General features: G+C 63.1%; 23 protein-coding genes. 13 read left to right on the top strand and 10 right to left on the bottom strand.

Going from position 1 to position 26687, the window contains the following annotated elements; genetic code table 11:
• Nucleotides 1-199: 199 nt before the first annotated feature.
• The 6 genes from VFZ66_00275 (at nt 200) to VFZ66_00300 (ending at nt 5000) form a co-directional block, all read left to right on the top strand.
• Nucleotides 200-979 carry an inositol monophosphatase family protein gene (locus tag VFZ66_00275; protein ID HEX6287587.1) on the top strand — a complete coding sequence of 260 codons (780 nt, stop codon included), beginning with the start codon at nt 200-202 and terminating at the stop codon, nt 977-979.
• The gene (locus VFZ66_00280; GenBank protein ID HEX6287588.1) at nt 976-2061 is read left to right on the top strand and encodes a radical SAM protein; all 1086 of its coding nucleotides are present in this window, start codon (nt 976-978) and stop codon (nt 2059-2061) included. Before VFZ66_00275 ends, VFZ66_00280 begins: the two co-directional genes overlap by 4 nt.
• 180 nt (nt 2062-2241) lie before the next feature.
• On the top strand, nt 2242-2709 hold the full coding sequence (gene greA / locus VFZ66_00285) for a transcription elongation factor GreA (GenBank protein HEX6287589.1): 468 nt from the start codon (nt 2242-2244) through the stop codon (nt 2707-2709).
• Nucleotides 2710-2817: 108 nt separating this feature from the next.
• Nucleotides 2818-4317 (top strand): lysine--tRNA ligase, encoded by a 1500-nt coding sequence (gene lysS / locus VFZ66_00290; protein HEX6287590.1) that lies wholly within the window; start codon nt 2818-2820, stop codon nt 4315-4317.
• A 39-nt stretch (nt 4318-4356) separates the two neighbouring features.
• Nucleotides 4357-4572 (top strand): hypothetical protein, encoded by a 216-nt coding sequence (locus tag VFZ66_00295; protein HEX6287591.1) that lies wholly within the window; start codon nt 4357-4359, stop codon nt 4570-4572.
• A 32-nt stretch (nt 4573-4604) separates the two neighbouring features.
• Entirely contained in the window at nt 4605-5000 is a 396-nt protein-coding gene (locus tag VFZ66_00300) for a type II toxin-antitoxin system death-on-curing family toxin (GenBank protein HEX6287592.1), read from the top strand.
• Between the two features lie 115 nt (nt 5001-5115).
• Here VFZ66_00300 and VFZ66_00305 read toward each other — a convergent pair whose 3' ends face one another.
• Nucleotides 5116-6084 (bottom strand): polyprenyl synthetase family protein, encoded by a 969-nt coding sequence (locus VFZ66_00305; protein HEX6287593.1) that lies wholly within the window; start codon nt 6082-6084, stop codon nt 5116-5118.
• Between the two features lie 207 nt (nt 6085-6291).
• Here VFZ66_00305 and infC point away from each other — a divergent pair, with 207 nt between their 5' ends.
• The 7 genes from infC to pheT all read left to right on the top strand — a co-directional run bounded on the left by infC (nt 6292) and on the right by pheT (nt 14592).
• Nucleotides 6292-6936, top strand: coding sequence for a translation initiation factor IF-3 (gene infC / locus VFZ66_00310; GenBank protein HEX6287594.1), 645 nt, complete (start codon nt 6292-6294; stop codon nt 6934-6936).
• Nucleotides 6937-6951: 15 nt separating this feature from the next.
• Entirely contained in the window at nt 6952-7155 is a 204-nt protein-coding gene (gene rpmI, locus VFZ66_00315; GenBank protein HEX6287595.1) for a 50S ribosomal protein L35, read from the top strand.
• A gap of 193 nt (nt 7156-7348) precedes the next feature.
• Nucleotides 7349-7708, top strand: coding sequence for a 50S ribosomal protein L20 (gene rplT / locus VFZ66_00320; GenBank protein ID HEX6287596.1), 360 nt, complete (start codon nt 7349-7351; stop codon nt 7706-7708).
• Nucleotides 7709-7780: 72 nt separating this feature from the next.
• The gene (locus VFZ66_00325; GenBank protein ID HEX6287597.1) at nt 7781-8524 is read left to right on the top strand and encodes an RNA methyltransferase; all 744 of its coding nucleotides are present in this window, start codon (nt 7781-7783) and stop codon (nt 8522-8524) included.
• Nucleotides 8525-9111: 587 nt separating this feature from the next.
• On the top strand, nt 9112-10149 hold the full coding sequence (pheS, locus tag VFZ66_00330; protein ID HEX6287598.1) for a phenylalanine--tRNA ligase subunit alpha: 1038 nt from the start codon (nt 9112-9114) through the stop codon (nt 10147-10149).
• Nucleotides 10150-12006 (top strand): glycosyltransferase family 39 protein, encoded by a 1857-nt coding sequence (locus tag VFZ66_00335; protein ID HEX6287599.1) that lies wholly within the window; start codon nt 10150-10152, stop codon nt 12004-12006.
• 66 nt (nt 12007-12072) lie between these two features.
• Nucleotides 12073-14592 (top strand): phenylalanine--tRNA ligase subunit beta, encoded by a 2520-nt coding sequence (gene pheT / locus VFZ66_00340; protein ID HEX6287600.1) that lies wholly within the window; start codon nt 12073-12075, stop codon nt 14590-14592.
• 79 nt (nt 14593-14671) lie between these two features.
• Here pheT and VFZ66_00345 read toward each other — a convergent pair whose 3' ends face one another.
• The 9 genes from VFZ66_00345 to VFZ66_00385 all read right to left on the bottom strand — a co-directional run bounded on the left by VFZ66_00345 (nt 14672) and on the right by VFZ66_00385 (nt 26577).
• Entirely contained in the window at nt 14672-15958 is a 1287-nt protein-coding gene (locus VFZ66_00345; protein ID HEX6287601.1) for a beta-propeller fold lactonase family protein, read from the bottom strand.
• Nucleotides 15959-16387: 429 nt separating this feature from the next.
• Nucleotides 16388-18097 carry a phytase gene (locus VFZ66_00350; GenBank protein ID HEX6287602.1) on the bottom strand — a complete coding sequence of 570 codons (1710 nt, stop codon included), beginning with the start codon at nt 18095-18097 and terminating at the stop codon, nt 16388-16390.
• Between the two features lie 347 nt (nt 18098-18444).
• Complete coding sequence (locus tag VFZ66_00355; protein HEX6287603.1) at nt 18445-19245, bottom strand: glycosyltransferase family 2 protein; 801 nt, start codon at nt 19243-19245, stop codon at nt 18445-18447.
• A gap of 30 nt (nt 19246-19275) precedes the next feature.
• Nucleotides 19276-20451: a glycosyltransferase family 4 protein gene (locus tag VFZ66_00360; GenBank protein HEX6287604.1), complete on the bottom strand. Its 1176-nt coding sequence runs from the start codon at nt 20449-20451 to the stop codon at nt 19276-19278.
• 14 nt (nt 20452-20465) lie between these two features.
• Nucleotides 20466-21803 (bottom strand): glycosyltransferase family 2 protein, encoded by a 1338-nt coding sequence (locus VFZ66_00365; GenBank protein HEX6287605.1) that lies wholly within the window; start codon nt 21801-21803, stop codon nt 20466-20468.
• A gap of 42 nt (nt 21804-21845) precedes the next feature.
• Nucleotides 21846-23102: a glycosyltransferase gene (locus tag VFZ66_00370; GenBank protein HEX6287606.1), complete on the bottom strand. Its 1257-nt coding sequence runs from the start codon at nt 23100-23102 to the stop codon at nt 21846-21848.
• Nucleotides 23103-23197: 95 nt separating this feature from the next.
• Nucleotides 23198-24187, bottom strand: coding sequence for a hypothetical protein (locus tag VFZ66_00375; GenBank protein ID HEX6287607.1), 990 nt, complete (start codon nt 24185-24187; stop codon nt 23198-23200).
• A gap of 21 nt (nt 24188-24208) precedes the next feature.
• Nucleotides 24209-25402 (bottom strand): glycosyltransferase, encoded by a 1194-nt coding sequence (locus VFZ66_00380; protein HEX6287608.1) that lies wholly within the window; start codon nt 25400-25402, stop codon nt 24209-24211.
• A 14-nt stretch (nt 25403-25416) separates the two neighbouring features.
• Nucleotides 25417-26577: a glycosyltransferase family 4 protein gene (locus VFZ66_00385; protein ID HEX6287609.1), complete on the bottom strand. Its 1161-nt coding sequence runs from the start codon at nt 26575-26577 to the stop codon at nt 25417-25419.
• Nucleotides 26578-26687: the final 110 nt, after the last annotated feature.

Below are 26687 nucleotides of genomic sequence, written 5' to 3' on the forward strand. Positions count from 1 at the left end.
TTGATCGAAAAGTTCCTCAGCCTGAATGCTCCGGGTAACGCAGGCCTTGAAACAATGCCAAGAGTCGTGCCGGGGGAGCGCTATAGTATCGCTCAATGTAGCCTAAATGTGCAAATCGCGCGTGATCGGTGTGATGCCCGTTTGCTGGTACAATGCCTGCGTAGACAAAGCGATCCTTTGAAATAGACCGATAGATCTCATGCTTGAATTTACAACTGCGGTCGCCCGTGAGGCCGGCGCGATCCTGCGCTCCGGCTTTCGCGGCCAGCGCCGCCTGGATTATAAGAATCGAACCGAGCTGGTCACGGATATGGACCTGGAGAGCGAGCGGCTGATCGTCGCGCGCATCGCCGAGCGCTTTCCCGATCATCAGATCGTCACCGAGGAGGGCGGCGGACGCGAGCAGCACTCGCGCTACGTCTGGCTGGTCGATCCGCTCGACGGCACCAATAACTACGCCCACGGCGTGCCGTTTTTCGCCGTGTCGATCGCGCTGATGGTCGATGGCGTGCTTCAACTTGGCGTGGTCTACGATCCCACTCACGACGAGTGCTTCACGGCCACCGCCGACGGCGCGGCGCTGCTCGACGGCCAGCCTATCCGCGTATCGTCCGTCGCTTCGCTGCGCCATGCCCAGCTTTCGACCGGCTTTGCCTACGATCGCTGGTCGGGCGGGCCTACCAATCTGCCGGAGATGCAGGCGCTCATGATGGAGTGCCAGAGCATCCGCTGCATGGGCTCGGCGGCGCTCGATCTGTGCTCGGTTGCGGCAGGCCGTAGCGACGGATACTGGGAGCTGTATCTCAGCCCGTGGGATAGCGCGGCGGGCGCGCTGATCGTGCGGATGGCGGGCGGCACGATCAGCGCTACAACCGGCGGCGCGTACAGCCCGTGGACGCCGGACATGGTCGCGACCAACGGCGCGATCCACGGCGCGATGCTGGATCTGCTCTCCAAAACAAGGACGGAGCGGCTATGACAACCTATGTTGAGGAGCGGCTGCCCGGCGCGGCGCTGAGCCAGCGTCGCCCGATGGCAAACGAGCTCTTCTTGTCCAACTACCTGCTCGGCACCTATGGCGGCTGTGAGTTTGCCTGCCAGTACTGCGATCTGGCGATCAGCTCGATCCGCCCGCTCGGCGAGGCCGTGCATGCCTACATGGACGTGCCCGCGCGTCTCGACCGCGAGCTGGAAGAGGTCGATCCGGGCGATGTGGTGGGGCTGATCCTCAGCGATCCGTATCAGCCAGCGGAGCGCGAGCATCGCCTGACGCGCCAGACGCTTCAAGTGCTGGCACAGCTTGGTCAGCCCACGGTGATCCTCACGAAAAGCCCGCAGGTGCTCGACGATCTGCGCCTGCTCGAAGTGATCCACGAGCGGGCGATGTGCGTGGTGATCTTTACGCTGCCGACCGCCGACCACGCGCTGAGCGAGAAGCTGGAAGGCCGCGCGCCCTCGCCGACGCTGCGGCTGGACGCGGCGCAGATGCTCCATCGGGCGGGGATTCCGGTGGGCTTTGCGCTCCTGCCGATCGTGCCCTACGTCACCGACTCGACCAACCACCTGTCGCGCACGCTCAACAAAATCGCCGCGACGGGCGCGGACTTTGTGGTCTGGGATTACCTGGGCATTCCCAACGAGCGCCACCGCGAGCGGATCGACGATATGCTGAGCTATATCGCGCGCATGCCGTCGGCGTACTACCGCGACATCTACGGGCAAAAGTCCTATCCGGGGCTGGACTATCGCATCAAGATCGACGAGGAGCTGATCCGGCGCTGCGACATGCTCGGCCTTGAGGTGCGCGTGCCGCACCGGGTCTATCATCGGCGCATCTCGCCCAGCAACGAGATCTCGCTGCTGCTGCGGCACCAGGCGTTTCGCGACGCCGCTCAGGGCCGCGATCGGCTGGCGCAACTGCACCGATCACTGGCGGAAGAGTCGTATCTTGGGCGCTTCGATCAGGTACGCATGATGCAAAGCCCGCTCTGGACCACGATCCAGGGCATCCTTAATCCGCCGCCGCTGCCGGAGGATGAGGGAGCGCCAGCGGCAACCTAGCCCGTCAGACTCGCCCACACATGGACCGTTTAACTAGTGGACAAACCGAGATCGATGCCGTATAATAGCAACACGGCAGGCATCCCCTGCCGTTTGTGCGCACATCTGGGGGCAGTGCAGCAGAGTCCAACTGGGGGTTACGGCTCTCAGTTTTTCAATTTTCCCCACCGAGGATAACTCATGACCGAAAAGCCCGTGTATCTCACACGTGAAGGCTATGCCAAGCTTCAGGAAGAGTTGAAAAACCTGATTGAAGTCAGGCGGCCTGAAATCGCTGAACGTATCAAACAGGCGAAAGACCTGGGCGATCTTTCGGAAAACGCCGAGTACGAAGCCGCGAAGAACGAACAAGCATTTAATGAAGGCCGCATCCGCGAGCTAAATTACATGCTGAATAATGCTCAGCTTATTGAAGACAGCAATGGCAGCAAAGAAGTTCGGATCGGCTCGACGGTGACAGTGCGTGAGGAAGATGGTGAAGAAATCACCTACACGATTGTTGGCTCATCCGAAGCGAAACCTGCTATGGGCAAGATCAGCAACGAATCGCCGGTGGGTAAGGCGTTGCTTGGGAAACATGCGCGCCAAAAAGTGACCGTTGAAACCCCTGGTGGGGCGTATAAATTAACGATTGTGAAGATTAAGTAGCTGCGCCGGAATAGAGCATTTTGAAAGAGAACAAAGGCTGGCGATGAGCTACAACCTTTGTTCTTTTTCTTTTATCCGACAGCGCAGACCTTGGCAGTTGGAGTAGCTATGGAGTTGAACGATTTACAGCAGACGCGGCTGAATAAGCTTGAGCGGCTGCGCGCTGCGGGCGTGGATCCGTTCCCTCCGCGAGTCGAGCGAACGTACACGACGCGGCAGGTTCTCGCCGATTTTGACAGACTGGCCGAGACGCAGGAGCCGGTCGCGCTGGCTGGCCGGGTCATGCTCCGGCGCGTCATGGGCGGCTCGTCGTTCGCGCATATCGCCGACGATCAGGGGCGTATCCAGATCTTTCTTAGCAAAAAGGACCTGGGGGCGGATGACTATAAGCTCTTTGCCGATACGACCGATCTGGGCGATATTATCGGCGTGCGCGGCTATGCGTTTCGCACCAAGACGGGCGAGCCGAGCATCTTTGTGCAGCAGTGGCGCATGCTGACGAAAGCGCTGAATCCGCTGCCGGAAAAGCACGCGGGCCTGAGCGATGTTGAAACCCGGCTGCGCCAGCGCTACGTCGATCTGATCGTCAACGAGGACGTGCGCGAGACGTTTCGCGTACGGGCCAGGCTGATCTCATCGATCCGGCGCTTTCTGGACGAGCGCGGCTTTTTGGAGGTGGAAACGCCGGTCTTGCAGCCGATCTACGGCGGCGCGGCGGCGCGTCCGTTTACGACGCATCATAATCAACTGCATCAAGACCTGTATCTGCGGATTGCGCCGGAGCTGTATCTCAAGCGGCTGATCGTCGGCGGCTTCGATCGTGTCTATGAGATCGGCAAGGCGTTTCGCAACGAGGGCGTCGATCGCTTCCACAACCCGGAGTTTACGATCCTGGAGTGCTATCAGGCCTACGGCGATTATAACGACATGATGGCGCTGACCGAGGAGCTGATCGCGTATGCCGCGCGCGAGATCACCGGCAGCACCGCGCTGACATTCGCCGGGCAGACGGTCGATGTCACGCCGCCGTGGCCGCGCGTCACGATGCGCGACGCGATTCTGGAGCAGACCGGCATCGACATCGCCGCGACCACGACGCTGGAGAGCCTGGTCGCCGAGATCAAGGCGCAAAAGCTCCAGGTCGATCGCAAGCCAACCTGGGCCAAGCTGGTCGATGAGCTGTTCAAGGAGTATGTGCGGCCCAAGGTGATCAGCCCGCATTTCATCATCGACTATCCGCAGCCATTGTCGCCGCTGGCGAAGCGCAAGCCCGACGATCCGGCCTTTGTCGAGCGCTTCCAGCCGCTGATGTTTGGTGCCGAACTCGGCAACGCCTTCACCGAGCTGAACGATCCGCTCGATCAGGAGCAGCGTTTCGTCGAGCAGGGCCGCGCGTATGCCGCTGGCGACGACGAGGCGATGCAGATGGATATGGACTTTTTGAACGCCTTGATGACGGGCATGCCGCCGACGGGTGGCCTGGGCCTGGGCATCGATCGGCTGGTGATGTTGTTTACCGGACAGGAAACGATCCGCGAAGTGATTCTGTTTCCGCATTTGCGACGTATTGAAATGGAGGAGCACCAGGCATCCGAGGCGCAGGCATAGCTCAGCTATGCCGGTGCTGGGGATGGATGGTCTACAGCTATGCCGAAAGCATTAGTTATCGAGCGTGAAAACCTGCCGACCGTGGTGCAGGGCTGGCTCAAGGCGGTTGGTCTGGAAGATGCCGAGACGGTGGAGCTGGTCTTTACCGAGCGCGAGGTGCTGCTGCGCCGCCCGACCGATCCCAAGCTGCGCGAGTGGGCCAAGAGCGTGACGGATCAGTACGATAAGACGTTTAAACGGATGCTGGGACTGTAGGCGGACAGCACCCGGTATTGAAAGTTGTGGTTATGAACTATCTGCTACGTGACGACATCCTCGACCTGCATACCTTCGCGATCGAGCGCTATGGCGGGCGGTTGGGCATCAAAAGCCAGGATAAGCTATTGAGCGCCGTGAACGCGCCGCAGCAGGTGCTGTTCGGCGAGGAAGTCTATGTCGATCTTGCGAGCAAGGCGGCGGTGCTTGGCTTCCAACTGCTCAAGAATCGTCCCTTCGTCGAAGGTAACGAGATCACGGCGCTGCTGGCCGTGCTGCGCTTTTTAGATGTCAACGATGTTGCTGTCACCGAGGCGCTGGCCGAAGCGATCGCCAGCCAACTGCAAGCGGTGCAGCGCTCCGAGGCCAATCGCGATACGCTGGCGGCCTGGCTGCGCGACCGGCTTGAGGTTCAGGTCGAGGAGTGATCTGGCGCGTTCTGCGGCTCGATCCAGGCAGCGCGATACGCGAATCGCAAACGGGACGTTTGATGCAACGTCCCGTTTTGTCTTGGCTACGCTTTTTGTCTTGGGACAGCGCGTGCTACATCTTGCGCCGCAGCACCAGCTCAGCCAGATCGATCAGACCATCTCTGACCGGTGAGTCGGGGAAGATGTCGAGGCGCTGGATCGCCTTGTGGACCAGTTGCTCGGCATCGGTGAAGGCGCGTTTGGTAGCGCAGACGCGCCGGACCTCGGCCACGGCGGCGGCGACCAGCTCCGGGCTAGGGTGGTAGCTCATGGCCGCCTCGCGCACCACCTCATGCGCGCCCTGCGTGATGGCGTAGAGCACCGGCAGCGTGATCGTGCCTTCTTTGAGGTCGTGTCCAGCGGGCTTGCCGAGCGTCTGCTCGTCGGCGGTGAAATCGAGCACGTCATCGACGATCTGGAAGGCCAGCCCGATCTCGTAGCCGAACAGCCGCAGCGTCTCGACGTACTCGTGCCTGCCGCCACTGGCGAGAATGCCGCCTTCGGCGGCGCACTCGAAGAGCGCCGCGGTCTTGCCGCCGATCTTGGCGTAGTACTGGTCGAGCGCCGTTTGAAGCGGCTCGACATCGGTGACGGGCGATAGCTCGGCCTCGCAGATGCGCTCCACACCGCGCGCGAAGCTCTTGATGATGCGCGGATCGGATGCCTCTGCCATCTGGCCTGCCGCGAGCGCAAAGAGATAGTCGCCGACCATCAGCGAGACGTTGCCGCCCCACTTGCTGTGGACTGTCACGCGGCCACGGCGGACATCGGCCTCGTCGACCAGATCGTCGTGGACCAGGCTGGCCGCGTGGATCATCTCGATAGCCGTGGCGACGTTGTAGACTCGCGCCTCGTTGTAGTCGGGGCCGAGACGCGCGCAGAGCAGAGTCAGCGCGGCGCGAACACGCTTACCGCCCGAAGACAGCAAGTAGCGGCTTGCGACATTAAGTAATGCCGAGCGTGACTCGAACTTTTCGAGCATAGCACGATCGATTGCGTGAAGGTCGTGCTCCAGATCGATAGCCGCTACAAGCTGACTCATATGTGCCTCAGAAGTTTGTGAAATGCGCCACGTTTTTAGTGAACTTAAGAGTACCGATTAAGAACATAAAAGTCAATCAGTCGCGCGCCTGATGCGACCTACGAAGAGTACCGGAGGCCGGGCTTAGCTATCGTTAACAGCAGGCGATTCCGGTTGACGATCACGAATCTTCGTGCTATATTAAGCACTCAATAGTCCCCCTGCCATGTGGACTGGCTGGAGGGATTTCCTTTTGTCCATACACCAAGCTCAGGAGAAACTGCCATAAGGAACCAAAAAGCCCGCATCAACCGGCGCATCCGCGTCCCACAGGTCCGTCTGATCGACGAAGAAGGCCAGCAGGTCGGCGTCATCAACACGCAAGAAGCGCTGATGATGGCCGAAGATCGTGGCCTGGACTTAGTGGAAGTTGCACCCAATGCCGATCCGCCCGTATGCCGCCTGATGGACTACGGGAAGTTTCTGTACGAGCAGAACAAGAAAGCGCGTGAGGCTCGTAAGAACCAAAAGGTGATTGAAGTCAAAGAGATGCAGCTCAGCCCGATCACCGATGCTCACGATATCGAAGTGAAGAGTAACCGTGCCCGCCAGTTTCTGGGCGAAGGCCACAAGGTGAAATTTAACATGCGCTTCCGTGGGCGGCAGTTGGCGCACCAGGACATCGGCGTGCAAATGCTGGAGCAGATCGCCGAGAACCTGCGTGACGTTGCGGTGGTTGAAGTGCGGCCCACGTCCGAAGGCAGAATCATGACGATGATTATCGCTCCGCAGCCCAGCAAGGTAGCCGCGAAGCCACGCAGCGAGAAAGCAACGTCAGGTGGCCTTGAGCAATCAACCGAATCATCCGAATAAGGATACTGTATTCGTATGCCAAAGCTCAAAACACACAAGGGCGCTCAGAAGCGCTTCAAAGTGAACGGCGCGGGCAAGCTCATGCATCCCAAGGGCATGAAGAGCCACTTCCGCCGCCGCCGCTCGACGCGCGTCAAGCAGCAGCTCGACCGCATGCTGGTAACGGATAAGACCGTCGCCAAGCGCATCAAGAAGAAAGTTCTGCCGTACGGCGCGTAAGCTCATTCGGCGGGACCACCCGCCGAATCTTATGTGACATCGTTAAACGTCGTTCAACGGCAATCCCAACGAGACATATCCGGTCTGGCCGTTAGAACACATCGATCGACAAATCTTAGGACGGAGCTGACGTACCGGCTACGTGCGGCTCACTCCTACTCGCTCTTAAGAGTGTCCAAAAGGAGAAAACTCTATGGCTCGCGTTAAACGCGGCGTGATGACGCGCAAGCGTCACAATAAACTTTTACGACAGGCGAAAGGCTATCGTGCCAATCGTAGCCGCAACTATAAGGTCGCGCACGAGCAGGTGATGCGCTCGCTGGCGTACGCCTACCGGCACCGCCGCACCAAGAAGCGCGATATGCGCCGCCTGTGGATCGTGCGCATCAATGCGGCTACGCGGCAGCATGGCTTGAGCTACAGCCGCTTCATCGCCGGCCTGAAGCTCGCCGGGATCCAGATGGATCGCAAACAGCTTGCCGATCTGGCTGTGCGCGATGCCAGCGCCTTTAGCTCGCTCGTGGCCCAGGTGCAACGAGCGATCTCTGCCTAGTACACGCTGCGCTGACCCGTTCTTGGCGTGATCACGAGCACAAAAAACCCGCACATCAAACAGCTCCGCTCGTTGCTGACCAATCGTAAAGATCGGCGGTACGAGCGGTTGTTTGTGATCGAAGGCGTGCGGCTGGTCGAGGAGGCGTTGCAGGCGCATGCCGAGCTGGCGCTGGCGGTGTATAACCGCGAGCAGCTTGCCGCAACCGAGCGCGGCGCGGCGTTAGGCACGCAGCTTGCAGCAATGACGCAGGCATACGAGGCAGCGCCGGAGGTGCTCCAGGCCGTCAGCGACACGGTAACGCCACAGGGCGTTGTGGCTGCGGTGCGCTGGCCGGAGATCGAAGCGCCGCTGCATGGCGTGGTGCTGGTGCTGGACGCGCTGCAAGATCCGGGCAATGTCGGGACGCTGCTGCGCTCGGCGGTGGCGACGAGCATTAGCCAGGTGATCTGCACCGTGGGCACGGCAGACGTGTACAGTCCCAAGGTGGCACGAGCCGCAATGGGCGCGCACTTCCGGCTGTCGATCGTGCAAGACGTGACCTGGGACGAGCTGCCGCTGCTGCTCAGCACGGTCGATAACATCTATGCCGCCGTAGCCGATGCCACGATGCCGTACTACGCCGCAGACTGGCGACAGCCCTCGGCGCTGCTCATCGGCAACGAGGCCAACGGCGTCAGCGAGGCCGGGCTGGAAGCCGCGACCAAACGGATTTCGATCCCGATGGCGCCCGGCGTCGAATCGCTGAACGCTGCGGTTGCCGGAAGCGTGATCCTCTTCGAGATGCAGCGCCAGCGCAGGCTGGGACGCTCTTGACGTGCCGTTAGGCCGGGGATTTGGGGGTGTCCCCCAAAATTTCCCTGTTCTGTTGCAGAATCGCAAGAGCGCTTTCTCGAAAAGGTTCTGTGATTCTGCATTAACAAGCTTAACATGCTCTTGAAGCACATCAGGCGATGACGAAGCGAGGATAGACGGTAGGCTGTCAGAGAGCGCGAGGCCGGAGGCTGTGAGCCTGCGCCGGGACCGCCGCTATCCGTTCCCTTCCGAGCCGACGGGTGAACAGGGAAGAAGAACAGGGGAAAGAACAAAGAACAACGGAACAAAGAACAAAGGAATATCGCCTCTTGTTCTCTGCTCGCTGTTCTACGTTCCCAGCGCTCCTTCGTCCTCAGTAGCTCGCTCCGGCTGTCCACCGTTATCTGGACGATGAGTGAACGCGCGGCGTGGCTGCATCGGCGGCTGGGCGGCGTATGTTCAGAACCAGGGTGGTACCACGGGCCGCACCTCGTCCCTGACGAGCGTGCGGCTTTTTGTTTGGCTGTAATTCGTGTCTCACGTCGCGCCGGGCATGCCCAGAGATTGAACCAGGCGCGGGACGTGGAGCGTAGGGCAGGGAGGTACACATGATCGAGCAACTGGAACAGGTCGAGAAGCAGGCGCTAGCCGAGCTTGAGGCGGTCGGCGGGATAGACGCGCTGCGCACATGGCGAAGCACCTACCTCGCGAAGGCCGGGCCGATCGCCGAGATCAGCCGGGGAATGGGCAAGCTCAGCGCCGAGGAGCGTCCGCGCGTTGGGCAGCGGATCAACGCGATCAAGCAGACGCTTCAGGCGGCCTACGACACGCTGGAGCAGCGGTTGATGGCGGAGCAGCGCGCGCACGAGCTGGAGCACGATCGGGTTGATGTGACGCTGCCGGGCCGTCCGGCTGCGGCGGGGCGGCTGCATCCCACGACGCAGACGCTGCGCGAGATCGAGCGGATCTTCTCGCACATGGGCTTCACCGTGTGGGAAAGCCCGGAGGTCGAGACGGACGAGTATAACTTCGGGCTGCTGAACTTCCCGCCGGATCACCCGGCGCGCGACATGCAGGATACGTTCTTCGTCAAGATGCCGCCGGATAGTCCCAGGGTGGTGCTGCGAACGCATACCTCGCCGGGGCAGATCCACGCGATGCGACGCTTCGCGCCTGAGCCGGTGCGAGTGATCCTGCCGGGCAAGTGCTACCGCATGGAGCAGGTGACGGCGCGCTCTGAGATGATGTTCTATCAGGTCGAGGGGCTAGCCGTGGGCGAGAATATCACGATGGGCGATCTTAAGGGCACGCTTCAGGAGTTTGCGATCCAGATGTACGGCCCGGAAGCGGAGATTCGCTTTCGCCCGTCGTACTTCCCGTTCACGGAGCCGAGCGTCGAGGTCGATGCGCGCTGCTTCCTGTGCTCCGGCAAGGGCTGCCGCATGTGCAAGTATAGCGGCTGGCTGGAAATCCTTGGCGCGGGGATGGTTCACCCGAATGTGCTGCGCAACGGCGGCTACGATCCTGAGCGCTACAGCGGCTTCGCGTTCGGCATGGGGCCGGAGCGGATCGCGATCCTGAAGTACGGCATCGACGATATTCGCTGGTTCTGGAGCGGCGATCTGCGCTTTTTGGAGCAGTTCTAGTTGGCTGCGGTAGCTCACAAGGCGATACCTGGCGCGGAGGTACGTACCCGCAGCGGACTGACCGCTCAGCGCTGGCTGGCGGTGCTGATCGTGGCGCTGCACGTAGCGCTGGCGCTGGTCTGGAGCGTGGTGGTGCCGCTCGGCGAAGGCCCCGACGAGCCAGCGCACATGCGCTACGCGCTCTTCGTGGCGCAGCGCGGCGGCCTGCCGGTGCAGCGCGCGGCTCCGGCGGAGAGCGACGTGCCCGGCGAGGGACACCAGCCGCCGCTGGCCTACTGGCTGCTTCAGCCGGTGGTTTCCTGGCTGCCGCAGGAAGAGCGGTTGCTGGAAGTCGGGGCCAATCCCAGGTCGCGGCTGACGGGCGGGGACGAGCCGAGCCTGTATTTTCGCTCGACGCGCGACACATGGCCGTACCGGGGCGTCGCGCTGGCCTGGCACCTGGCGCGCGGCGTCTCGGCGGCGCTAGGCGGCGTCTCGGTCTGGCTGACGTACCTGACGGCGCGGCGCTGCTTTCCTGGTTGGCGCTGGCTGGCGCTGGGAGCGGCGGCGATCGTGGCCTTCAATCCGCAGTTCATCTTCGCGCACGCGCTAGTCTCGAACGATCCGCTGCTGATCGCGCTGGCGAGCGGGCTGGTCTACATCAGCATTGTGTTTGTGACGGCGCGACCGGGTGATCAGGCCGATGCGCGGCGACGGATGGCCTGGACGATCGCGGCGGGCGTGGTGATTGGCCTGACGCTGATTACCAAGCAAAGCGCGCTGGCCTTCGCGCCGCTGCCGCTGCTGGCGCTGGCGCTGCGACGGGCCGGGATCGCGCGCTGGCTGCGTGACAGCGCGCTGGTGATGGGGCTGGCGGCGGCGCTAAGCGGCTGGTGGTACGCGCGCAACCAGCGGCTCTACGGCGACTGGCTGGGACTGGACTCGTTCCAGCAGACGTTCGCGCCCGGCGGGATCGGTGAGTTCACCTGGAAGGGCTGGACCGGCGGGCTGTGGGGCTTGCTGCGATCGAGCTGGGGCACCTTCGGCTGGCTGACGCTGCCGATGAACGATGGCGCGTACTGGGCTTTTGCGGCATTCCTTGCGCTGGCCGGGATCGGGCTGGTGGCGAGCGCTGGCCGGGGCTGGTGGAGCGGACGCGCCGGGAGCGCGCTGCTGCTGACGAGCGCCGCCGCGCTGGCATTCGCCTGGACGGTCGCTTTTGCGCGGGTAGCGGGCGCGGTTGCGTGGCAGGGCCGCTTTCTCTTCCCGGTGATTCCGGCGCTGGCGGTGCTGCTGGCGTGCGGCCTGGGCGCTGTCTTGCCGGGTCGTAGCGCGCTGTGGACGCTGATTGGCTTGCTGCTGGCGCTGGCAGTAGCGCTGCCGCGCGGCCTGATCGCTCCGGCCTATCCGTCGTATGTGCTGCCGCCGCAGCCTGCGCAGACCGGCAACATCTACGGACGCTTCGACCTTGGCTGGAAGCGCGGCGTGGAGCTACGCAACGTCGAGGTGCCGCGCGAGGTCTTTGCGGGCGATACGATCACCGTGACGCTGACATGGCACGCGCTTGAGCAGATGGAGCGACCACGGACGGTCTTTCTGCACGTGGTCGACGATCGGGAGCAGATCGTCGCAGAGCGCAACGCGCAGCCGCTGGATGGCCTGTTTCCGATCAACGGCTGGGTGCGCGGCGATTGGATTCGCGATCCGAAAGCGATCGTGCTGGCGGGCGTAGTGCCTGGGACGTACCGGCTGGAGATCGGAATCTGGGACGAGACGACGGGGGAGCGGCTGGGCGTGTACGATCGCGACGGCGAGCTATTTGGCGATCGAGTCGACGCCGGGCCGATCGTTGTCAGGGAGCGACCGCCGGGGCGCTGATACATAGATCATTTTCCTGAGCGTGCCGGGCGCGAGATCGCAGCGGCGCGCAACCAAGGAGGCTGTATGCGTGTTCCTTTATCTTGGCTCAACGAGTATGTAGACATAACCATATCGCCGGAGGAGCTGGCCGAGCAGCTCACGCTGGCCGGTCTGGAGGTCGGATCGATCGATTATATCGGCGTGGAGGCCGCGCCCGGCTCGGCGTGGGCACCCGATCTGAGCGGCCCGACGCCGCCGGATCATATCCCGTGGGACCCTGAGCGCGTGGTGGTCGGCGAGCTGATCGAGGTGAGCCAGCATCCCAACGCCGACCGGCTGACGGTGCCGGTGGTCGGCTACGGCGCCGGGCGGTCGATCGCGGTGGTGACGGGCGCGCCCAACATCAAGGTCGGGATGCGCGGGCAGAAGGTGGCGCTGGCGCTGTCGGGCGCGCGGCTGATCGACGGGCACAGCGACACGCCCAGGTGGGTGACGCTCAAGCCGACCAAGCTGCGCGGCGTGGCATCGGAGGGCATGGTCTGCTCCGAGCTTGAGCTGGGCCTCTCGGACGAGCACGAGGGCATTCTGTTCCTGCCCGACGACGCGCCGGTCGGCATGCCGCTGCGCGACTATATCGGCGACGTGGTGCTGGACATCGATCTGACGCCGAATCTTGCCCGCGCGCTGTCGATCGTCGGCGTGGCGCGCGAGGTAGCGGCGATCACCGGGCAGCCGCTCAAGCTGCCCGATCCGCAGGTGGTAGCCGAAGGGCCGAGCGTCGATGGGCGCGTGCGCGTGACGGTCGAAGACTCGACGGATTGCCCACGCTTCACGGCTGGGCTGATCGAAGGCGTGACGATCAAGCCGTCGCCGTGGTGGATGCAGCAGCGGCTACGGCTGGCGGGGATGCGTCCGATCTCGAATATCGTGGACGTGTCGAACTACGTGATGCTTGAGTGGGGCCAGCCGACGCACGCCTTCGACGCCGACACGATTGTCGACCGACATCTGATCGTGCGGCGGGCCAGGCCGGGCGAGACGCTGCGGACGCTCGACAATCAGGATCGGAAGCTCTCGGCGGAGTATATTGTCGTGGCCGATCCGAGCGGTCCTGAGTCGCTGGCGGGCGTGATGGGCGGTGCCGAAACCGAGGTATCGGAGCGGACGCGCAACGTGCTGCTTGAAGGGGCTATCTGGAATCCGCCCGCGATTCGCCGCACGGTGCAGGCGTTCAAGCTGCCAAGCGAGGCATCGCGGCGCTTCGAGCGCGGCGTCGATCCTGAGCTGCCGCCGCTGGTCCAGCGACGCGCCCTGGAGCTGCTGCGCCAGGTTGCAGGCGGCACGGTCGCGCAAGGGCTGGTGGATGTGTATCCCAGCCCGTGGCAGCCGCAGCGCATCGAGCTGACCAGCGCCGAGGTGCGGCGTCTGCTGGGGATCGAGCTGAGCGCGGCGCAGATCGCGGATCTGCTATCGGCGCTCGGCTTCGAGTGCGAGGTCGGCGTAGACAGCGTGCTGGTGCTGGTGCCGTCGTACCGCCTGGACGTGTCGATGACGGCGGATCTGGTCGAGGAGGTGGCGCGGATCTACGGCTACCACAAGCTGCCCGCGACGCGGATGGCCGACGAGCTGCCGCCGCAGTACATCGATGAGGTGCAGATCGGCGAGCGCCGCGTCAAGGATACGCTGGTCGCGTGTGGCTTGCAGGAGGCGATCACCTACTCGCTGACGAGCCTGGAAACCGTCGCGGCGTTTCAGGGCGACATGCCCGACGCGGCAGCCTTCCCGGCGCTGGAAAACCCGATCGCGCCTGAGCGCTCGGTGCTGCGCCGCGAGATTCTGCCGGAGCTGGCGCAGGCGCTCGCCAACAACCTGCGCGAGCGCTCGCGGGTGGCGCTCTTCGAGGTGGGCCGCGTCTTCGAGCCGCAGCCGGGAGCGCTTTTGCCCGCCGAGCCGCGCCGCCTGGCGCTGGTGATGGCCGGTCAGCGGGAGCCAAGCTCGTGGCACGCGGCCACGCCGCCGACGATCGACTACTTCGATCTGAAGGGCGTGCTCGAAACGCTCCTGGTGCGGCTGGGCATCAGCGATCGGGTGACATGCGTGCCCGCCGACGATCCGCGCTTCCATCCGGGCCGCTCGGCCTATCTGGTGCGGTCGCAGAGCCAGGATGGAGCCGCGCCCGACCGGCTGGGCGTGCTGGGTGAGCTGCATCCCGATGTGCGCGACCGGCTGGCGCTGTCGGTGAGCCGGGCAGCCGCAGCCGAGCTTGATCTTGACGCGCTGCTGGCCCTGCGCACGCCGCCGCGCTACGAGGTGATCCACCGGCCTCCGGCGGTCTATCAGGACATCGCGGTGATCGCGCCGACCACGGTGGCGGCTGAGCAGGTACACGCTGTGATCCAGGCGGCGGCAGGCCCGCTGCTGGAGAGCGTCGGCCTCTTCGACGTGTACACGGGCGCGCCGATCCCTGAGGGCCAGCGCAGCCTCGCATTCCGTATGAGCTTCCGCGCCGCCGATCGCACGCTGTCGGATAGCGAGGTCAACAAGATCCGCGAGAAGATCATCCGGCGCTTGCAGAGCGAGCTGGGCGCGACCACGCGGGCGTAGCACAGCCGAGGGCGATCAGCACAAACAGCGACCCGCCGGGTTTTCCGGCGGGTCGTTGACGCTGCGTTGCCTCGGCGGGCTATGGCCTGATGATCGGCAGCCAGGCGCGTTTTTCCTTGGCCGGCGGCTGGGGCGTGGTGGCGACGATGATACTGATGTTGTTGCTCAGCGCGTTGGCGGTGACAATAAAATCAGTGCCATGTGCGATAGCGATTCCCTCAGGGCTGTCGGCGTTTGGCTGGCCTGAGCGGTTGAGCGAGACGAGCGTCTCAAACTGGAGCTTGTCGGTGCCGTTCGGATCAAGCTGGAACACGGCGACGGCGTCGCTGGCCTCAAGCGTGACGAAGGCGCGGAGCTGCCCGCCAACGGTGCCGATCGCGATCATCTCAGGCGTCGATCCGGTGGGAAGCGCACTCTCGCTTGTCTCCACGAGCGACAGACTCGGACCAGTATCGTTGACTCTGAACACGTTGACGCGATGGTTGCCTTCGTTCGCAGTGAGGACGTACTGATTGTCCGGCGTGACGGCGAGGCCATCGGGCCGAAAGCTAGAGCTTGAGGGCACATCGACGGTGGTTGCCGTTGAGTTGCTGAGCGGCGAACCAATATCGACGATGACCATATCACCGCTGGTTTCGAGCGTGACGAAGGCCCGCGCGTTGTTGGGGCTGATCGCCACGGCCTCTGGGTCTGGCGTGGGCGCATTCTCCACGGTCAGGGTTTTCGCGACGCTGCCGGTGGCGTTTCCGGTCGGGTCCAGATCGACGATCGAGATGCTGCCGGAGCTGGCGATACCGATCGATCCCTCGTTGGCAACAACCGCGAACTCGCCGTTAGCGGCAATATCGACCGATTCGGGATGGATACCCAACGTCAGCACGGGATCGGTGACAAGGCTCATGGCACCATTCGGGCCGATGTTGACGAACACGCCCAGGCCGGGAGCCTCGGTGTCGGTATTGGCGGGCGCTCCGCCCTCGCGGATCGTGATCAGCGCAAACCGGCCCGTGGGATGCACCGCGACGCTGGTCGGCAGCGGGTTGGTCAGCCCGCGCCCGGTCACGGCGGCGTCAAGATCGAGCTGGTTGACCACGATGCCGGTAGCCGGGCTGATCGTGGCGATATATAGGCGGCGCTCGCTGGTATCGCGCGAGCCGACGACGACCGCGTACTTGTTGTCGGGCGTAATGTCGATGATCTCGCTGCCGTCGATGTCGCCGTTCGAGCCGCTGGCGGGCGAGTTATAAACCGTATAGGTGGTTGCCGCGAGGATGTGCGCTACTGGTAAGGCCGACAGAACGACCGCGATTAACGGAACGATACTGCACGCTGTAAGCCATCGGATGATTGACCGGCGCTCAGTCATTAGGATTCTCCTCATCCCTTTTTCAAACTCTGCATGTCTCGGACCGCGCTAAGACAAGGTACTCACCAATCGTGTGTGGTCAACGAAGCGAACTGCGTCGATAAACGATCTGCTCCTTTCTAGGCGGTGGCTCGTGCAGAATCACGGCGCATGTTCTGGAAACAGCGTGCGAGATCCTGCATCAGAAAGGGGAATTGTTTGGGGAACGCCCCCAAACCCCCGGCCTGTCGGCGCACGAGCGATCGGTCACGTCGCAGCATCGACTGGGGATAGACGAACCTCCTCAGGCTGCGGTGCCGGAGTAGCAGCTTGCAGTACTCCGGTCCTGGTTCGATGCAGGACGTTCACTCTTCTATAACGCGCGGATAGTCCTAAAAGTTATCCTGGGTTCTCAAATTGTTTTGACATGCGTCGAAGTCTGGCCGCGGGCTACGGCTCTCCCCTGGCCCAGGGCACGAACGTACGATAGAGCGGCGTGCTGCCCAGCGTCACCACCAGCTGCGGCGGGGCGCTGCCCTCGCGTGACGAGAGCGTCAATCCATCGCTGCTATTGCTCGCCAGCACGAAGCTGTAGGTGCCGTTGCTGCTGACAACGGGCGCGACATTGTAGTCGACCCAGGTGTTGGCGCTGACCGCGCCGCGATCGTCGAGCGCGCTGCTTGAGTAGCTGATGCGCGTGTTCCAGGTTATGCCGGTTTCGGACCAGGCATTGGCGCTGGTGTGGACACTCGGCCCGTTGATCGTGCTCGTCGTCGCGTAGATCCGCAGCTTCGCGCTGGTGATCGGATGGATGATGCCCGCGACGGTGAAGCGCAGGTAGCTTTGCACGGCAGTAGTGCTGGAGCCGTCGGTCCGAAGCTGCGGCGCGGTGCCGTAATTGGCGTTGGGATTCGCCTGCTCGACGCGCGTATCGGCCTCGGCGGTAAAGGTGCGCGTGTTCGGCGGCGGCGATGGGCTGGGCGATGGGCTGGGCGATGGATCTGGCGCGCCGACTCTCCGTGGGTCCCACGCGGTATCGATCGTCAGACTGGGACTGAAAGCGTTGGCGATCGTCTGCCAGGGCACCAGCTTGAAGTTCTGGAAATTCTGGCTGTTAACCATGTTCGAGCCGTCCTGCGCGACAAAGACGCCCTGCGGAAAGCGCGGGCCGAGATTGACGTTGCTGACATCGATTCCATCGGTGCTTTGCACGGCGTCGATGCCGTTGCCCGCGCTGATCACGAAGGTATCGAGATAGGCGTTGTCTGCCTCGCGGCGGTAGACCAGATAGGAGTGCGTGCCCTGGCCCGACACGATCAGGTAGCCGGTACGCGCGCTGGTGTAATAGAGCGTCAGGCCCTCGACATCGGCGCTCAAGCCCGTCTCTGAGCTGGTTGAGTCGACCAGCACGCGCGCCGCCGGATCGTCGCCGGGCTCCGCGCCGTAGCGCCAGATGCCGACATCCTCCTCAGAGATGTAGAGCCGCGCCAGCTCGTCGTCGGCGACGCAGCCCTCGCTGGAAGAGCCCAGGCTGAAGCTGCGCACGCGCCGGGCGTCGACTTTGCCCGCGCCGTTGTCGAAAAGCTCCCACTGCTCAACGGTGCCCGTCGATGAGGTGAGAAAAACGTAATACTTGCCGCTCAAGGGGCTATGATACATGCAGGTGCCGTACGCAGTCATGCCCGGCGTGATCGTGCGGGCGGCGATCGGCTCAAGCAGGCGCGTGGCGGGATCGACGCGATAGATCGCGATGCTGTTGTTGGTGCGGTTTGTGGCTGTCGCCAGCGCCACAGATCCGCCGTCGAGCGGGAAGTTATAGCGCAGATCGACATTGTTCATGTTGCCGTCGGCGCGATACTGAAGCTCCTGTCCGGCGAGGCTATACACCGCCAGGCCGCCCTGCTTGTCGGTGCCGATGATCGTGCTCTCGGCGGTGTTGGTAGGATGAATCCAGATCGCGGGATCGTCGGCGGAGTCGCCGGTATGCGGCATAGGCTGCGTTTCAACTGTTGGCACGATCGAGCCGACAGCGGCGGTAGCCTGTGGCTGCGGATGCGCGGAGAGCGTGCCGATGCCGATGAAGAGAAGCATGGTGATCAGAATCAACGGCGTGCTGCGATGTGGGCGGCGCAGGTCGAGCCTGCTACGTTGGTTCAACATGTTACTTGAGTTCCGTCCTTTACCGTTGTCTTGAGCCCGTTGGTACCTCGTTAAACGCGGGTGAGTGTGGAGAAGTTATGCCGAGCGCGCTGTAGCACTTAAAATGCCACCGCGACGCTGCTGAAGCGTCGCGGCGGTGCGATTGTGCCAGGTTGTCGTGGGCTACACGAGTTCCAAGTTCCAAGTTCCAAGCTCCGAGTTGCGGCCCTCACCCCGGCCCTGCGGGGCCACCCTCTCTCCCATTGCATAGGCGAGGGGGAAGCTGGTTCTCGGTTCTTGGCTCTTCGTTCTCGGTTCTCCTTTGTTCCCTTGTTCCTTTGTTCCCTTGTTCTCCGTCCTGACGGCTACTAGCCGAGCACGCTCCACGCGCCGGGCGCGATGCCATTCATCGCGGCGTGCTCTCGCACAGCGGTGAGGGCGGCGGTCGCGTCGCTCTGCTCGATCGGCTGGAGCTTGGGCGCGACGCCGCGCCACGTCAGGCAGCGCAGCAGCGTAACGATCGCCTTGAATCCGTCGCTCTTCTTGATCTTCTTGCCTTCCTCGTAGGTCCGGCCCATGTACGAGATCGGCACCTCGTAGATGCGATAGCCAAGCTTCAGCACCTTGGCCGAGATCTCCGGCTCGATGCGAAAGTCGTTGCTCTGCAAGTGCAGGCTGCGCATAATATCGGTGCGCATCACCTTGTAGCACGTTTCCATGTCGGAGATCCACGAGTTGTACAGAAAATTGGTCAGCATCGTCAAAAACTTGTTGCCGATCGCGTTCCAGAAGTACATACCCGTATGACGGCCCATGAAGCGCGAGCCAAAGACGACATCGACCTTGCCCGCGATAATGGGCCGCACCAGCTCGTAGTAGTCGTTGGGATCGTACTCAAGGTCGGCATCCTGAATGATCACGATCTCGCCCTGGGCCGCGGCCAGTCCGGTACGAATCGCCTCGCCTTTGCCACGGTTGCGCGGCTGGCGGATCACCCGCACCAGCGGATCGCTCGCCGCGATCTCGCGCAAAATATCGGGCGTGCGATCCCGCGAGTGATCGTCGACGACAATGATCTCTTTGTCCAGCCGAACGTCTCGCACCTGATCAAGAATCTCGCGGATCGTGCGCTCCTCGTTATAGCATGGCACAATCACCGATAACAACATCTCTATCCTCCTAATGTATCATCTTTGTGTTTAAACGCGCCGCTCGGTCGATCGTTGCGCGAGGCGCGCCATGCGCTCCATATGCGCCTGCTCCAGGTACGGCACCATCCGCCGCACGACATGCTCCCAGGTGAAGACCGTCAGCACGCGCTCGCGACCTTGCGCGCCCATCTGCCGCCGCAGCGCCGGGCTGGTCAGCAGGCGCTCCAGGTGCCCTGCCAGGCCGGGTACGTCGTCGGGCGCGACGACATAGCCGGTTGCGCCGTGCTCGATAATCTCCGGCATGGCGTCGTTGGTCGTGCCGATGCAGGGCAGGCCATGCGCCATCGCCTCAAGGAAGACATCGCCCCAGGTTTCGCAGCGCGACGGCATGGCGAAGACGCCTGCGGCGCGGTACAGCGCCGTGATCGCCGCTCGGTCGCGGGTGGGCGCGATCCGGCGAATGCCGGGGCCGGAAATCTCCTTGTGTGTCACCAGCCACAGCTCGGCGTCCGGCACGCGCTCTCGAACCTGCCGAAACGCGGCTACAAGCTGCGCGCCGCCCTTGCGCTCGAAGCTGGTGCCGATGAACAGAATGCGCGGCGCGTCCGTGAGCGGCTGCGGCTGCGGCAGCGTCTCGAAGTTAATCCCGCCGCCGACCGCCGCGACACGCTCCGGCGGAATGCCGTAGTCGTCGATCATCGAGCGCCGCACATACGCGCTGCGCGTCAGCACGAACGCCGCCTGCCGCACGGCGAGCGTCTCCAGCGCGTTCCAGCGCTCGCTCTGAGCCGAGCTGGAAAACGGATCGCGCCAGGGATCTTCGCGCTGGGCCAGCCGGTACGTGAAATCGCAATAGGCGACGATCGGCAGGTCATGGGTCGTACCTGCCGCCGAGAAGATCGTGCCATGCTGAAAGATGACATCGGCCCGATCACGATAGACGCGGGCGAGATCCTGCGCTGTTCGGGAGCGGCGGTGAAAGCTCCAGATGCTTTTATACGTCGCCTCGCGCCAGCGATCCTTGGGCCAGCGGATCGTGCGCAGCGCGTTCTGATAACGATCCAGGCCGCGCAGCTCTACATCATGCACGGCTACGAGATGCGACTGAGCAGCCAGCTCTGCGAAGAGCTGACCATATTTGATCCGGGCATCGCTCACGGGCGCATGAATATTCCCAGTCAGCAGCCCCAGCACGCGAACCGGCGACTGGGTCGTTGTCGGCATTCGTTCCATGAGCGTCATCGATGCTGTAGCCGGGTATGTGATTGCGATCGATCCATATGTGACCCCGAAGCAACGGCGCTGAGATGGCCGTTTGCCGCATGATCCTGATCGGATATTGTACCCGACCCGGCGGCATCGGACGCCGAGGCTGGCGGCGCAATGTCAGCGTCTTGAACGGCATAAGGCTCCTGGCTGGCGTCACGCTCGGTGCGATCCCACATGGCGATGCGTTTGCCGGAGACGACCATCAGCCATGCGCGCAGCTCCGCGAGGTTGACCATGCAGAAGTAGTACGGGATCGAGAGCAGCTTGAACGGCCTCAGGCCGGCGAGCGGCGTCTGACGCAGCGCCAGGGCTGCGAGCGCAGAGCCGTAGAAGCCAAGCTGACCAAGCGTGATCAGGCGGTAGAAACGCCCGGCGCGATACAGCGTCGGGGACACGCCCAGCAGCAGCAGCAGCGGCCAGACAATGCTCCAGCGTAGCAGTTTATGCGAGAAGAGCTGGATCGAATAGAAGCCATAGCGCAGCGGATTGAACAGCGGTCGCTGTATCCACATGGTCCATAAACCCTGGGCGATCACCCGTACTTTGCGGCGAAACTCAGCATGATCCGATGACGCAATCGTTTGGTAGACGATCGCGTCCGGCTCAAGCACCAGCCGATAGCCCTTAGCAATCGCCAGCGTCGAGACGAAATGATCGTCCAGAACTCCTACCGGTATCGGCTCGAACAGCTCGCTGCGGAGCGCGTAGAGCGATCCTGCCGAGGCGATCATACTTCCAGACTGGCTTTGCAGGGTCTTCAGCGTTTGATCGAATCTCCAGTAGAGTCGCTCGGCAATATTGGCGGAGCCGCTCTTGACTCCCGATACATACACCTGATGACCGCCGACCGCTCCGACGCTTGGATCGGCGAACGAGCGAACCAGGAAACGCAGCGCGTCGGGCGCGAAGATGCTCGTCGCATCGGAAAAGAGCAGGATCTCGCCGGTTGCGCGCGCGACGGCTGCGTTGAGCGTTGGGATTTTGCCCTGGCGAGGCAATGCCAGGAATTGCACGCCGCGCTCGACATAGCCTGCGATAATCTCGTTCGTCCGATCGGTCGAGCCATCCGAGCCGACGATGATCTCAAGCTGATCGCGCGGATAATCGAGGGATAGCGCGTTGTCCAGCCGCTTGCCGATCCACTGCTCGCCGTTGTACACGGCAATCACCAGCGTCACGCGCGGCGTAATGTCGGCCCGCTTCACGGCGCGTCGCCATACGAGGCCGCGCGCCAGCATCAAGAGCGGAAAGCCAAGGTAGTTGTAGATAATCAGCCCAAGCGATCCCCAAAAAAGTGCTTTCCTCATGTTCCTTCCCTCCGGCTCAGACGTAGCAGTTTCTGGATGCGTCTATGGTTTCGGCTGTGGCATGTCGGACAGCGCGCGATGTGATACGCTCGCTGTGTCGGCTTTCCAGGGCCGAGATAGCAACTTGAACAGCGCGGCGGTATTCTGCTGAAGGTTGAACTCCTGGAGCACTTTTGCCCGGCCTGCCGCGCCGAGCTGTCGCCGTAGCTCAGGATCGTCGTAGAGGCGCCGGATGGCCTGCGCAAGCGACGGGGTATCGCGCTCCGGCACCAGCAAGCCTGTGCGTCCGTCCTCGATAAGCTCTGGAATCCCTGAGATCGCCGTGGCGATCACCGGCTTTTCCGTGGCGAGCGCCTCCATCAGCGCCACGGGAATACCCTCTTTCTTGCCGGTCCTGGTCGTCACGCTCGGCAGAACCATCACATCGGCGTCCGCGACCAGCTTGCTCACGCGCTGGCGGGGCTGATGTCCCAGCAGCGTGATCCAATCGCTCAGGCCAAGCCGCGCGATCTGCGCTGCGATCTGCGGGCGATCCTGGCCCTCGCCGACCAGCAGGCAGCGGAACTGAATACCCTGCGCCTTCAACTGGGCGCACGCCTCGATCAGATACGGGTGGCCTTTATAATCGCGCAGGCTGGCTACACAAATGATCGTGAAGGGGCGCTGGTCGGGCTTTGCCGGAGCGGGCTGAAAGACCGCCGGATCGACGCCGCAGCGGATCACGGCGATCTTGTCGGCGATCTCAGGCCCGTAAAGCTCCTGCAAGAAGCGCCTGTTGTAGTCCGAGATCGTCACCACGAAGCTGGCCTGCCGCAGCTTCTCCTCCAGCATCGCCTGCTCCTCGTAGATGTCGTGGGCGTGGGCCGTGATGCTATACGGGATGCCCGTGAGTCGCCGGATGACATACGCCGCCAGCGCCGGATGCGTTGCCCAGTGGGCATGAATATGCTCCACGCCGAGATCCTGCATCTGGCGCGCAAACAACGCCGCCTGCGGCACGACGACGAGCGCGCGCAGCAAAAAGCTCCATGAGCCGAGATTGCCGCGCAGCGCCGCTTTCCACGCCCTCAGATAGGCTGCCGGTCGTCGCCGCAGCCAGTGCCACTGCGCTCTGAGGACATCCACCGATAGGAAAGGGCTATAATGCACCCGCTCGATGACCGCGCGCGCTTCGGGATGCTGGACGTGATCGTGCTCCTGTATCAGCGGAAAGACCTCGACGTGCAATCCGAGCCGCTCAAGCTCAAGGATCTCGTAGAGGATAAAGGTTTCCGAGATCGTGGGAAAGCGCGACATCATGTACGCTATCGTTCTGGAAGCGGGACCAGTTGTGGGAGCAGCCGCGCGGGTGGTGTTGGTCATCGATCGTTGTTCCTCATCTGAGTCGATCAGCATTAGCTCCGCTCTTCGACATAAATAATCTTGCTGCCCTGCGGCTCGAACCTGATCGGGGTGGCCGCAAGCTCCGGCAGCGCGGCAATAATCTCGCCGTGCCGCTCGACGGGCGCGTACAGCAGCAAAAAGCCACCGCCGCCAGCGCCGAGGATCTTGCCGCCGATCGCGCCATGCTGCCTGGCGCGGCTGTACCACTCGTCGATGCGCCGGGTGCTGATGCCGCTCGCCAACTGCTGCTTGAGCATCCAGCCCTCGTGGAGCAGCGCGCCGAACGAGTCCAGATCGTTGGCGTTGAGCGCGTCGCGTAGATCCTGGGCCATGCGCGTCATCGTCCGCAGCGTCTCGCGGCGATCACGGTCGCGCTCGGTGTTGGCCTTCTGCTGTTCCAGAATATGCTCCGCAGAGCGCGTCATGCCGGTGTAGAGCAGCAGCAGCCGCTCCTGCATGCGCTGTTTAGTTTCCGGACGGCAGATGATCGGGTCGACAAACACGCTCTCGTCGGGATTGAACTGGATGTATTGCAGGCCGCCATACGCCGCGCTGTACTGGTCCTGCTTGCCGATCGGCTTGCCGCAGATGTCGATCTCGATGCGGCACGCCTCGCGCGCCAGCCGCTCCGCGCCCACGTGCCGTCCGGTGTAGGCGTAGAGCGCGTTCAGCAGCCCGACGGTGTAGGTGCTGGACGAGCCGAGGCCGGTGCCCTGCGACGGAATATCGGAGATTGACGTAATCTCAATGCCGCCGCTCAGCCCGAGCAGCCGCAGCGCCTCGCGGATCAGATCGTGCCGAAGCTCGTCCGCGCTATCGACGATCTCGGTGATCGAGTAGCTGGCGCGAATCTTATGGTCGAAATGCTTGTTGACGTTGATATAGATGTACTTGTCGATCGCCGTGCTCACCACCGCGCCCGGCTCTTCGCGGTAGAAGGCGGGCAGATCGCTGCCGCCGCCGGCAAAGCTGATGCGTAATGGCGTGCGCGAAATAATCATCGAGCGTATCCTTCTCGGCTGCTATCGGGCCTGCCGCGCCTGATCGGCGGCGGGAGAGCGCTTGAGCGTCGGCTTGATCGTTTCGTACATCTGAATGTAGCGCTCGGCGACCGCATCCAGCCCGTAGTGGACGACGACATGCCGACGGGCCTGTTCGCCCCAGGCCCGCGCGCTCGGATCGAGCGCCTCGACGATCGCCGCGCCCAGCGCATCGGGATCGGCGGCGGGCACCAATCGTCCGGTAACACCGTCGTCGAGCACGCTGATCGTCCCGCCGACCGCCGTCGCCGCGCAGGGGAGGCCGCAGGCCATCGCTTCGAGCAGCGCGATCGGCATCCCCTCCGAGTGTGAGGGGAGCGCAAAGGCGTCGGCGGCGCGCAGGTAGGGCGCGACATCGGCGCAGCCTCCGGCGAAGATCGCCCGCCCGGCGACGCCCAGGCGCTGCGCCTGCGCCTCAAGCGCCGCGCGCTGCTCGCCCTCGCCGACGAGCAGCAGATGGGCGTCGGGCATCTGGCGCAGCACCAGAGGCCACGCATCGATCAGCACGTCCACACCTTTTTCGGGTGCCAGCCGTCCGGCGTAGGCCACAAGCGGCCCCGGCGGAAGGCTGAGTGTCCGACGTAGCTCGGCGCGTGTTGCCTGATCTGCCGGATGAAAATGATCCACATCCACGCCGTTGGGAATATCCCACAGCTTGCGGTCGTCCACGCCGATCCCCGCCAGCTCGCCGTGTATATCGCGGCTGATGCTGACGAAGGCATCGCCCCAGCGCCGCGCCGCCGCTAGCCGCAGGCGCCCCGTGAGCGGGCGATTGTGCGTCAAAAAGCCGACATCGCCGATCTTGCCACTGCCGTGGGGATTGATTACCAGCGGCTTGCGAACCAGCGGCCTGGCAAGCAGGCCGATCGTCATCGGCGAGATCATCAGATGGCAGTGCAAGATGTCGTAGCGCTGGCGCTGCGCGTACAAGACCCGCAGCGCGCCGACGATATAGCTGAGCGCCGCGACGACCAGATTGCCCTCGCCTCTGCCGACGCGATAGGTCGGGATGCCGTTGATCTCTTCGTAGCGCGCCAGGCCCTCGTAGTGCCGCGTGATCACCAGCACGTTCACACCGCGCGCTTTGAGCTTCTGGCTGAGCCGCAGCGTGTGGGTTTGCGCGCCGCCGATCGATGGATAGAACACGCTCGAAATCATCGCTACGCTGAACCGCATGCTGGTGCTCTCCATCACGATTTCACCGAAACCTGCGCGCTACCGACGGCCTTGTTGCGCTTGCTCCACATCGCCTGATAGAGGGCCTCGTACTGCGCCGCGATCGTCGTGATGTCGAACTCATGCCGGACGCGCTGGCGCGCTGCGCGGCCCATCGCCAGACGGCGCGGCTCGTCGTTCAGCAGCTCCAGCAGGGCATCGGCCAGGGCATGTACATCGCCAGGCGGGACGATCATGCCGTGTACGCCCGACTCGACCAGCTCGCGGTTGCCGCCAACATCCGTCAGCACAACCGGACGCGCGGAGGCCATCGCCTCGATCCCGGTCAGCGGCAGCCCCTCCCAGAGCGAAGGCAGCGTAAAAATATCGGTCTGCGCCAGAATCGCAGGAATATCGTGCCGCAGCCCCGTAAAGGTCACGCGCTCGGCAATGCCCAGGCGTTGGGCCTGTTCCTTGAGCGGCTGGTCGAGTCTGCCCTGCCCTACGATCATGAAGCGCACATCTGGACGCCGGTCTAGCACCAGCCTGGCGGCATCCAGTAAATGATGCTGCGCTTTCTGCGTGCTCAGCCGCCCGATATTGGTAATGATCGGGCCGTCGTGATCGGCGCGGTCGGGCCTGCCCTCAGGAATCGCAAGATACGCCTCCATCGGCACGGCGTTGTAGATCGTGTGGATGCGATCTTCGGGGATATGCCAGGCCCGGATGAACTGCTCGCGCAGCCGATTGGATACCGCGATAAGCCGGGTTGCGAAGTAGCGCGCGGTGACACGATTCAACCAGCGATGAATCCAGCGAAAACGATGGTAATCGTGCGGCTCGTTCTGCAACGTCGAGATAATCGGACGGCCAAGCGCGCGCCCGACGATGCGCCCAACGATGTCGGCATTGGTCAACTGGGTGTGAATGATGTCGATCTGGTGCCGATGGACGTAGCGCGCCACGGCCAGGATCGACCGCAGATCGTACAGGCGCTTCGTGCCGATGATGTAGAGCGGCAGCCCAAGCCGCTCGAAGTCGTCTTGGAGCGCGTTATTGCGCAGCACATTCAGGCAGCAAATATGGATCTCGAAGCGCTCCCGGTCGAAGCGCTGGGCCAGATCGAGCAGGAATCGCTCTGCGCCGCCAACCGAGAGCGACGCGCAAAGATGTAATACCTTAATCCGTTGAGTCATCGAAGCTTTACCTCTGTCAGCGAAAGAACAAAGGAACAAAGAACAAAGAACAAAGCGAGAACCAAGAACCACCTTCCCCCTCGCCTATCGCGGGTACCATGCGGGTGCCA

The sequence above is a fragment of the Herpetosiphonaceae bacterium genome, assembly GCA_036374795.1.
In the GTDB taxonomy this organism is placed as follows: domain Bacteria; phylum Chloroflexota; class Chloroflexia; order Chloroflexales; family Kallotenuaceae; genus LB3-1.

Excerpts from the sequence above, each read along its gene's own strand:
- VFZ66_00275 (HEX6287587.1), top strand. The coding sequence starts at position 200 with ATGCTTGAATTTACAACTGCGGTCGCCCGTGAGGCCGGCGCGATCCTG.
- VFZ66_00280 (HEX6287588.1), top strand. The coding sequence starts at position 976 with ATGACAACCTATGTTGAGGAGCGGCTGCCCGGCGCGGCGCTGAGCCAG.
- greA (HEX6287589.1), top strand. The coding sequence starts at position 2,242 with ATGACCGAAAAGCCCGTGTATCTCACACGTGAAGGCTATGCCAAGCTT.
- lysS (HEX6287590.1), top strand. The coding sequence starts at position 2,818 with ATGGAGTTGAACGATTTACAGCAGACGCGGCTGAATAAGCTTGAGCGG.
- VFZ66_00295 (HEX6287591.1), top strand. The coding sequence starts at position 4,357 with ATGCCGAAAGCATTAGTTATCGAGCGTGAAAACCTGCCGACCGTGGTG.
- VFZ66_00300 (HEX6287592.1), top strand. The coding sequence starts at position 4,605 with ATGAACTATCTGCTACGTGACGACATCCTCGACCTGCATACCTTCGCG.
- VFZ66_00305 (HEX6287593.1), bottom strand. The coding sequence starts at position 6,084 with ATGAGTCAGCTTGTAGCGGCTATCGATCTGGAGCACGACCTTCACGCA.
- rpmI (HEX6287595.1), top strand. The coding sequence starts at position 6,952 with ATGCCAAAGCTCAAAACACACAAGGGCGCTCAGAAGCGCTTCAAAGTG.
- rplT (HEX6287596.1), top strand. The coding sequence starts at position 7,349 with ATGGCTCGCGTTAAACGCGGCGTGATGACGCGCAAGCGTCACAATAAA.
- pheS (HEX6287598.1), top strand. The coding sequence starts at position 9,112 with ATGATCGAGCAACTGGAACAGGTCGAGAAGCAGGCGCTAGCCGAGCTT.
- pheT (HEX6287600.1), top strand. The coding sequence starts at position 12,073 with ATGCGTGTTCCTTTATCTTGGCTCAACGAGTATGTAGACATAACCATA.
- VFZ66_00345 (HEX6287601.1), bottom strand. The coding sequence starts at position 15,958 with ATGACTGAGCGCCGGTCAATCATCCGATGGCTTACAGCGTGCAGTATC.
- VFZ66_00350 (HEX6287602.1), bottom strand. The coding sequence starts at position 18,097 with ATGTTGAACCAACGTAGCAGGCTCGACCTGCGCCGCCCACATCGCAGC.
- VFZ66_00355 (HEX6287603.1), bottom strand. The coding sequence starts at position 19,245 with ATGTTGTTATCGGTGATTGTGCCATGCTATAACGAGGAGCGCACGATC.
- VFZ66_00360 (HEX6287604.1), bottom strand. The coding sequence starts at position 20,451 with ATGCCGACAACGACCCAGTCGCCGGTTCGCGTGCTGGGGCTGCTGACT.
- VFZ66_00365 (HEX6287605.1), bottom strand. The coding sequence starts at position 21,803 with ATGAGGAAAGCACTTTTTTGGGGATCGCTTGGGCTGATTATCTACAAC.
- VFZ66_00370 (HEX6287606.1), bottom strand. The coding sequence starts at position 23,102 with ATGATGTCGCGCTTTCCCACGATCTCGGAAACCTTTATCCTCTACGAG.
- VFZ66_00375 (HEX6287607.1), bottom strand. The coding sequence starts at position 24,187 with ATGATTATTTCGCGCACGCCATTACGCATCAGCTTTGCCGGCGGCGGC.
- VFZ66_00380 (HEX6287608.1), bottom strand. The coding sequence starts at position 25,402 with ATGCGGTTCAGCGTAGCGATGATTTCGAGCGTGTTCTATCCATCGATC.
- VFZ66_00385 (HEX6287609.1), bottom strand. The coding sequence starts at position 26,577 with ATGACTCAACGGATTAAGGTATTACATCTTTGCGCGTCGCTCTCGGTT.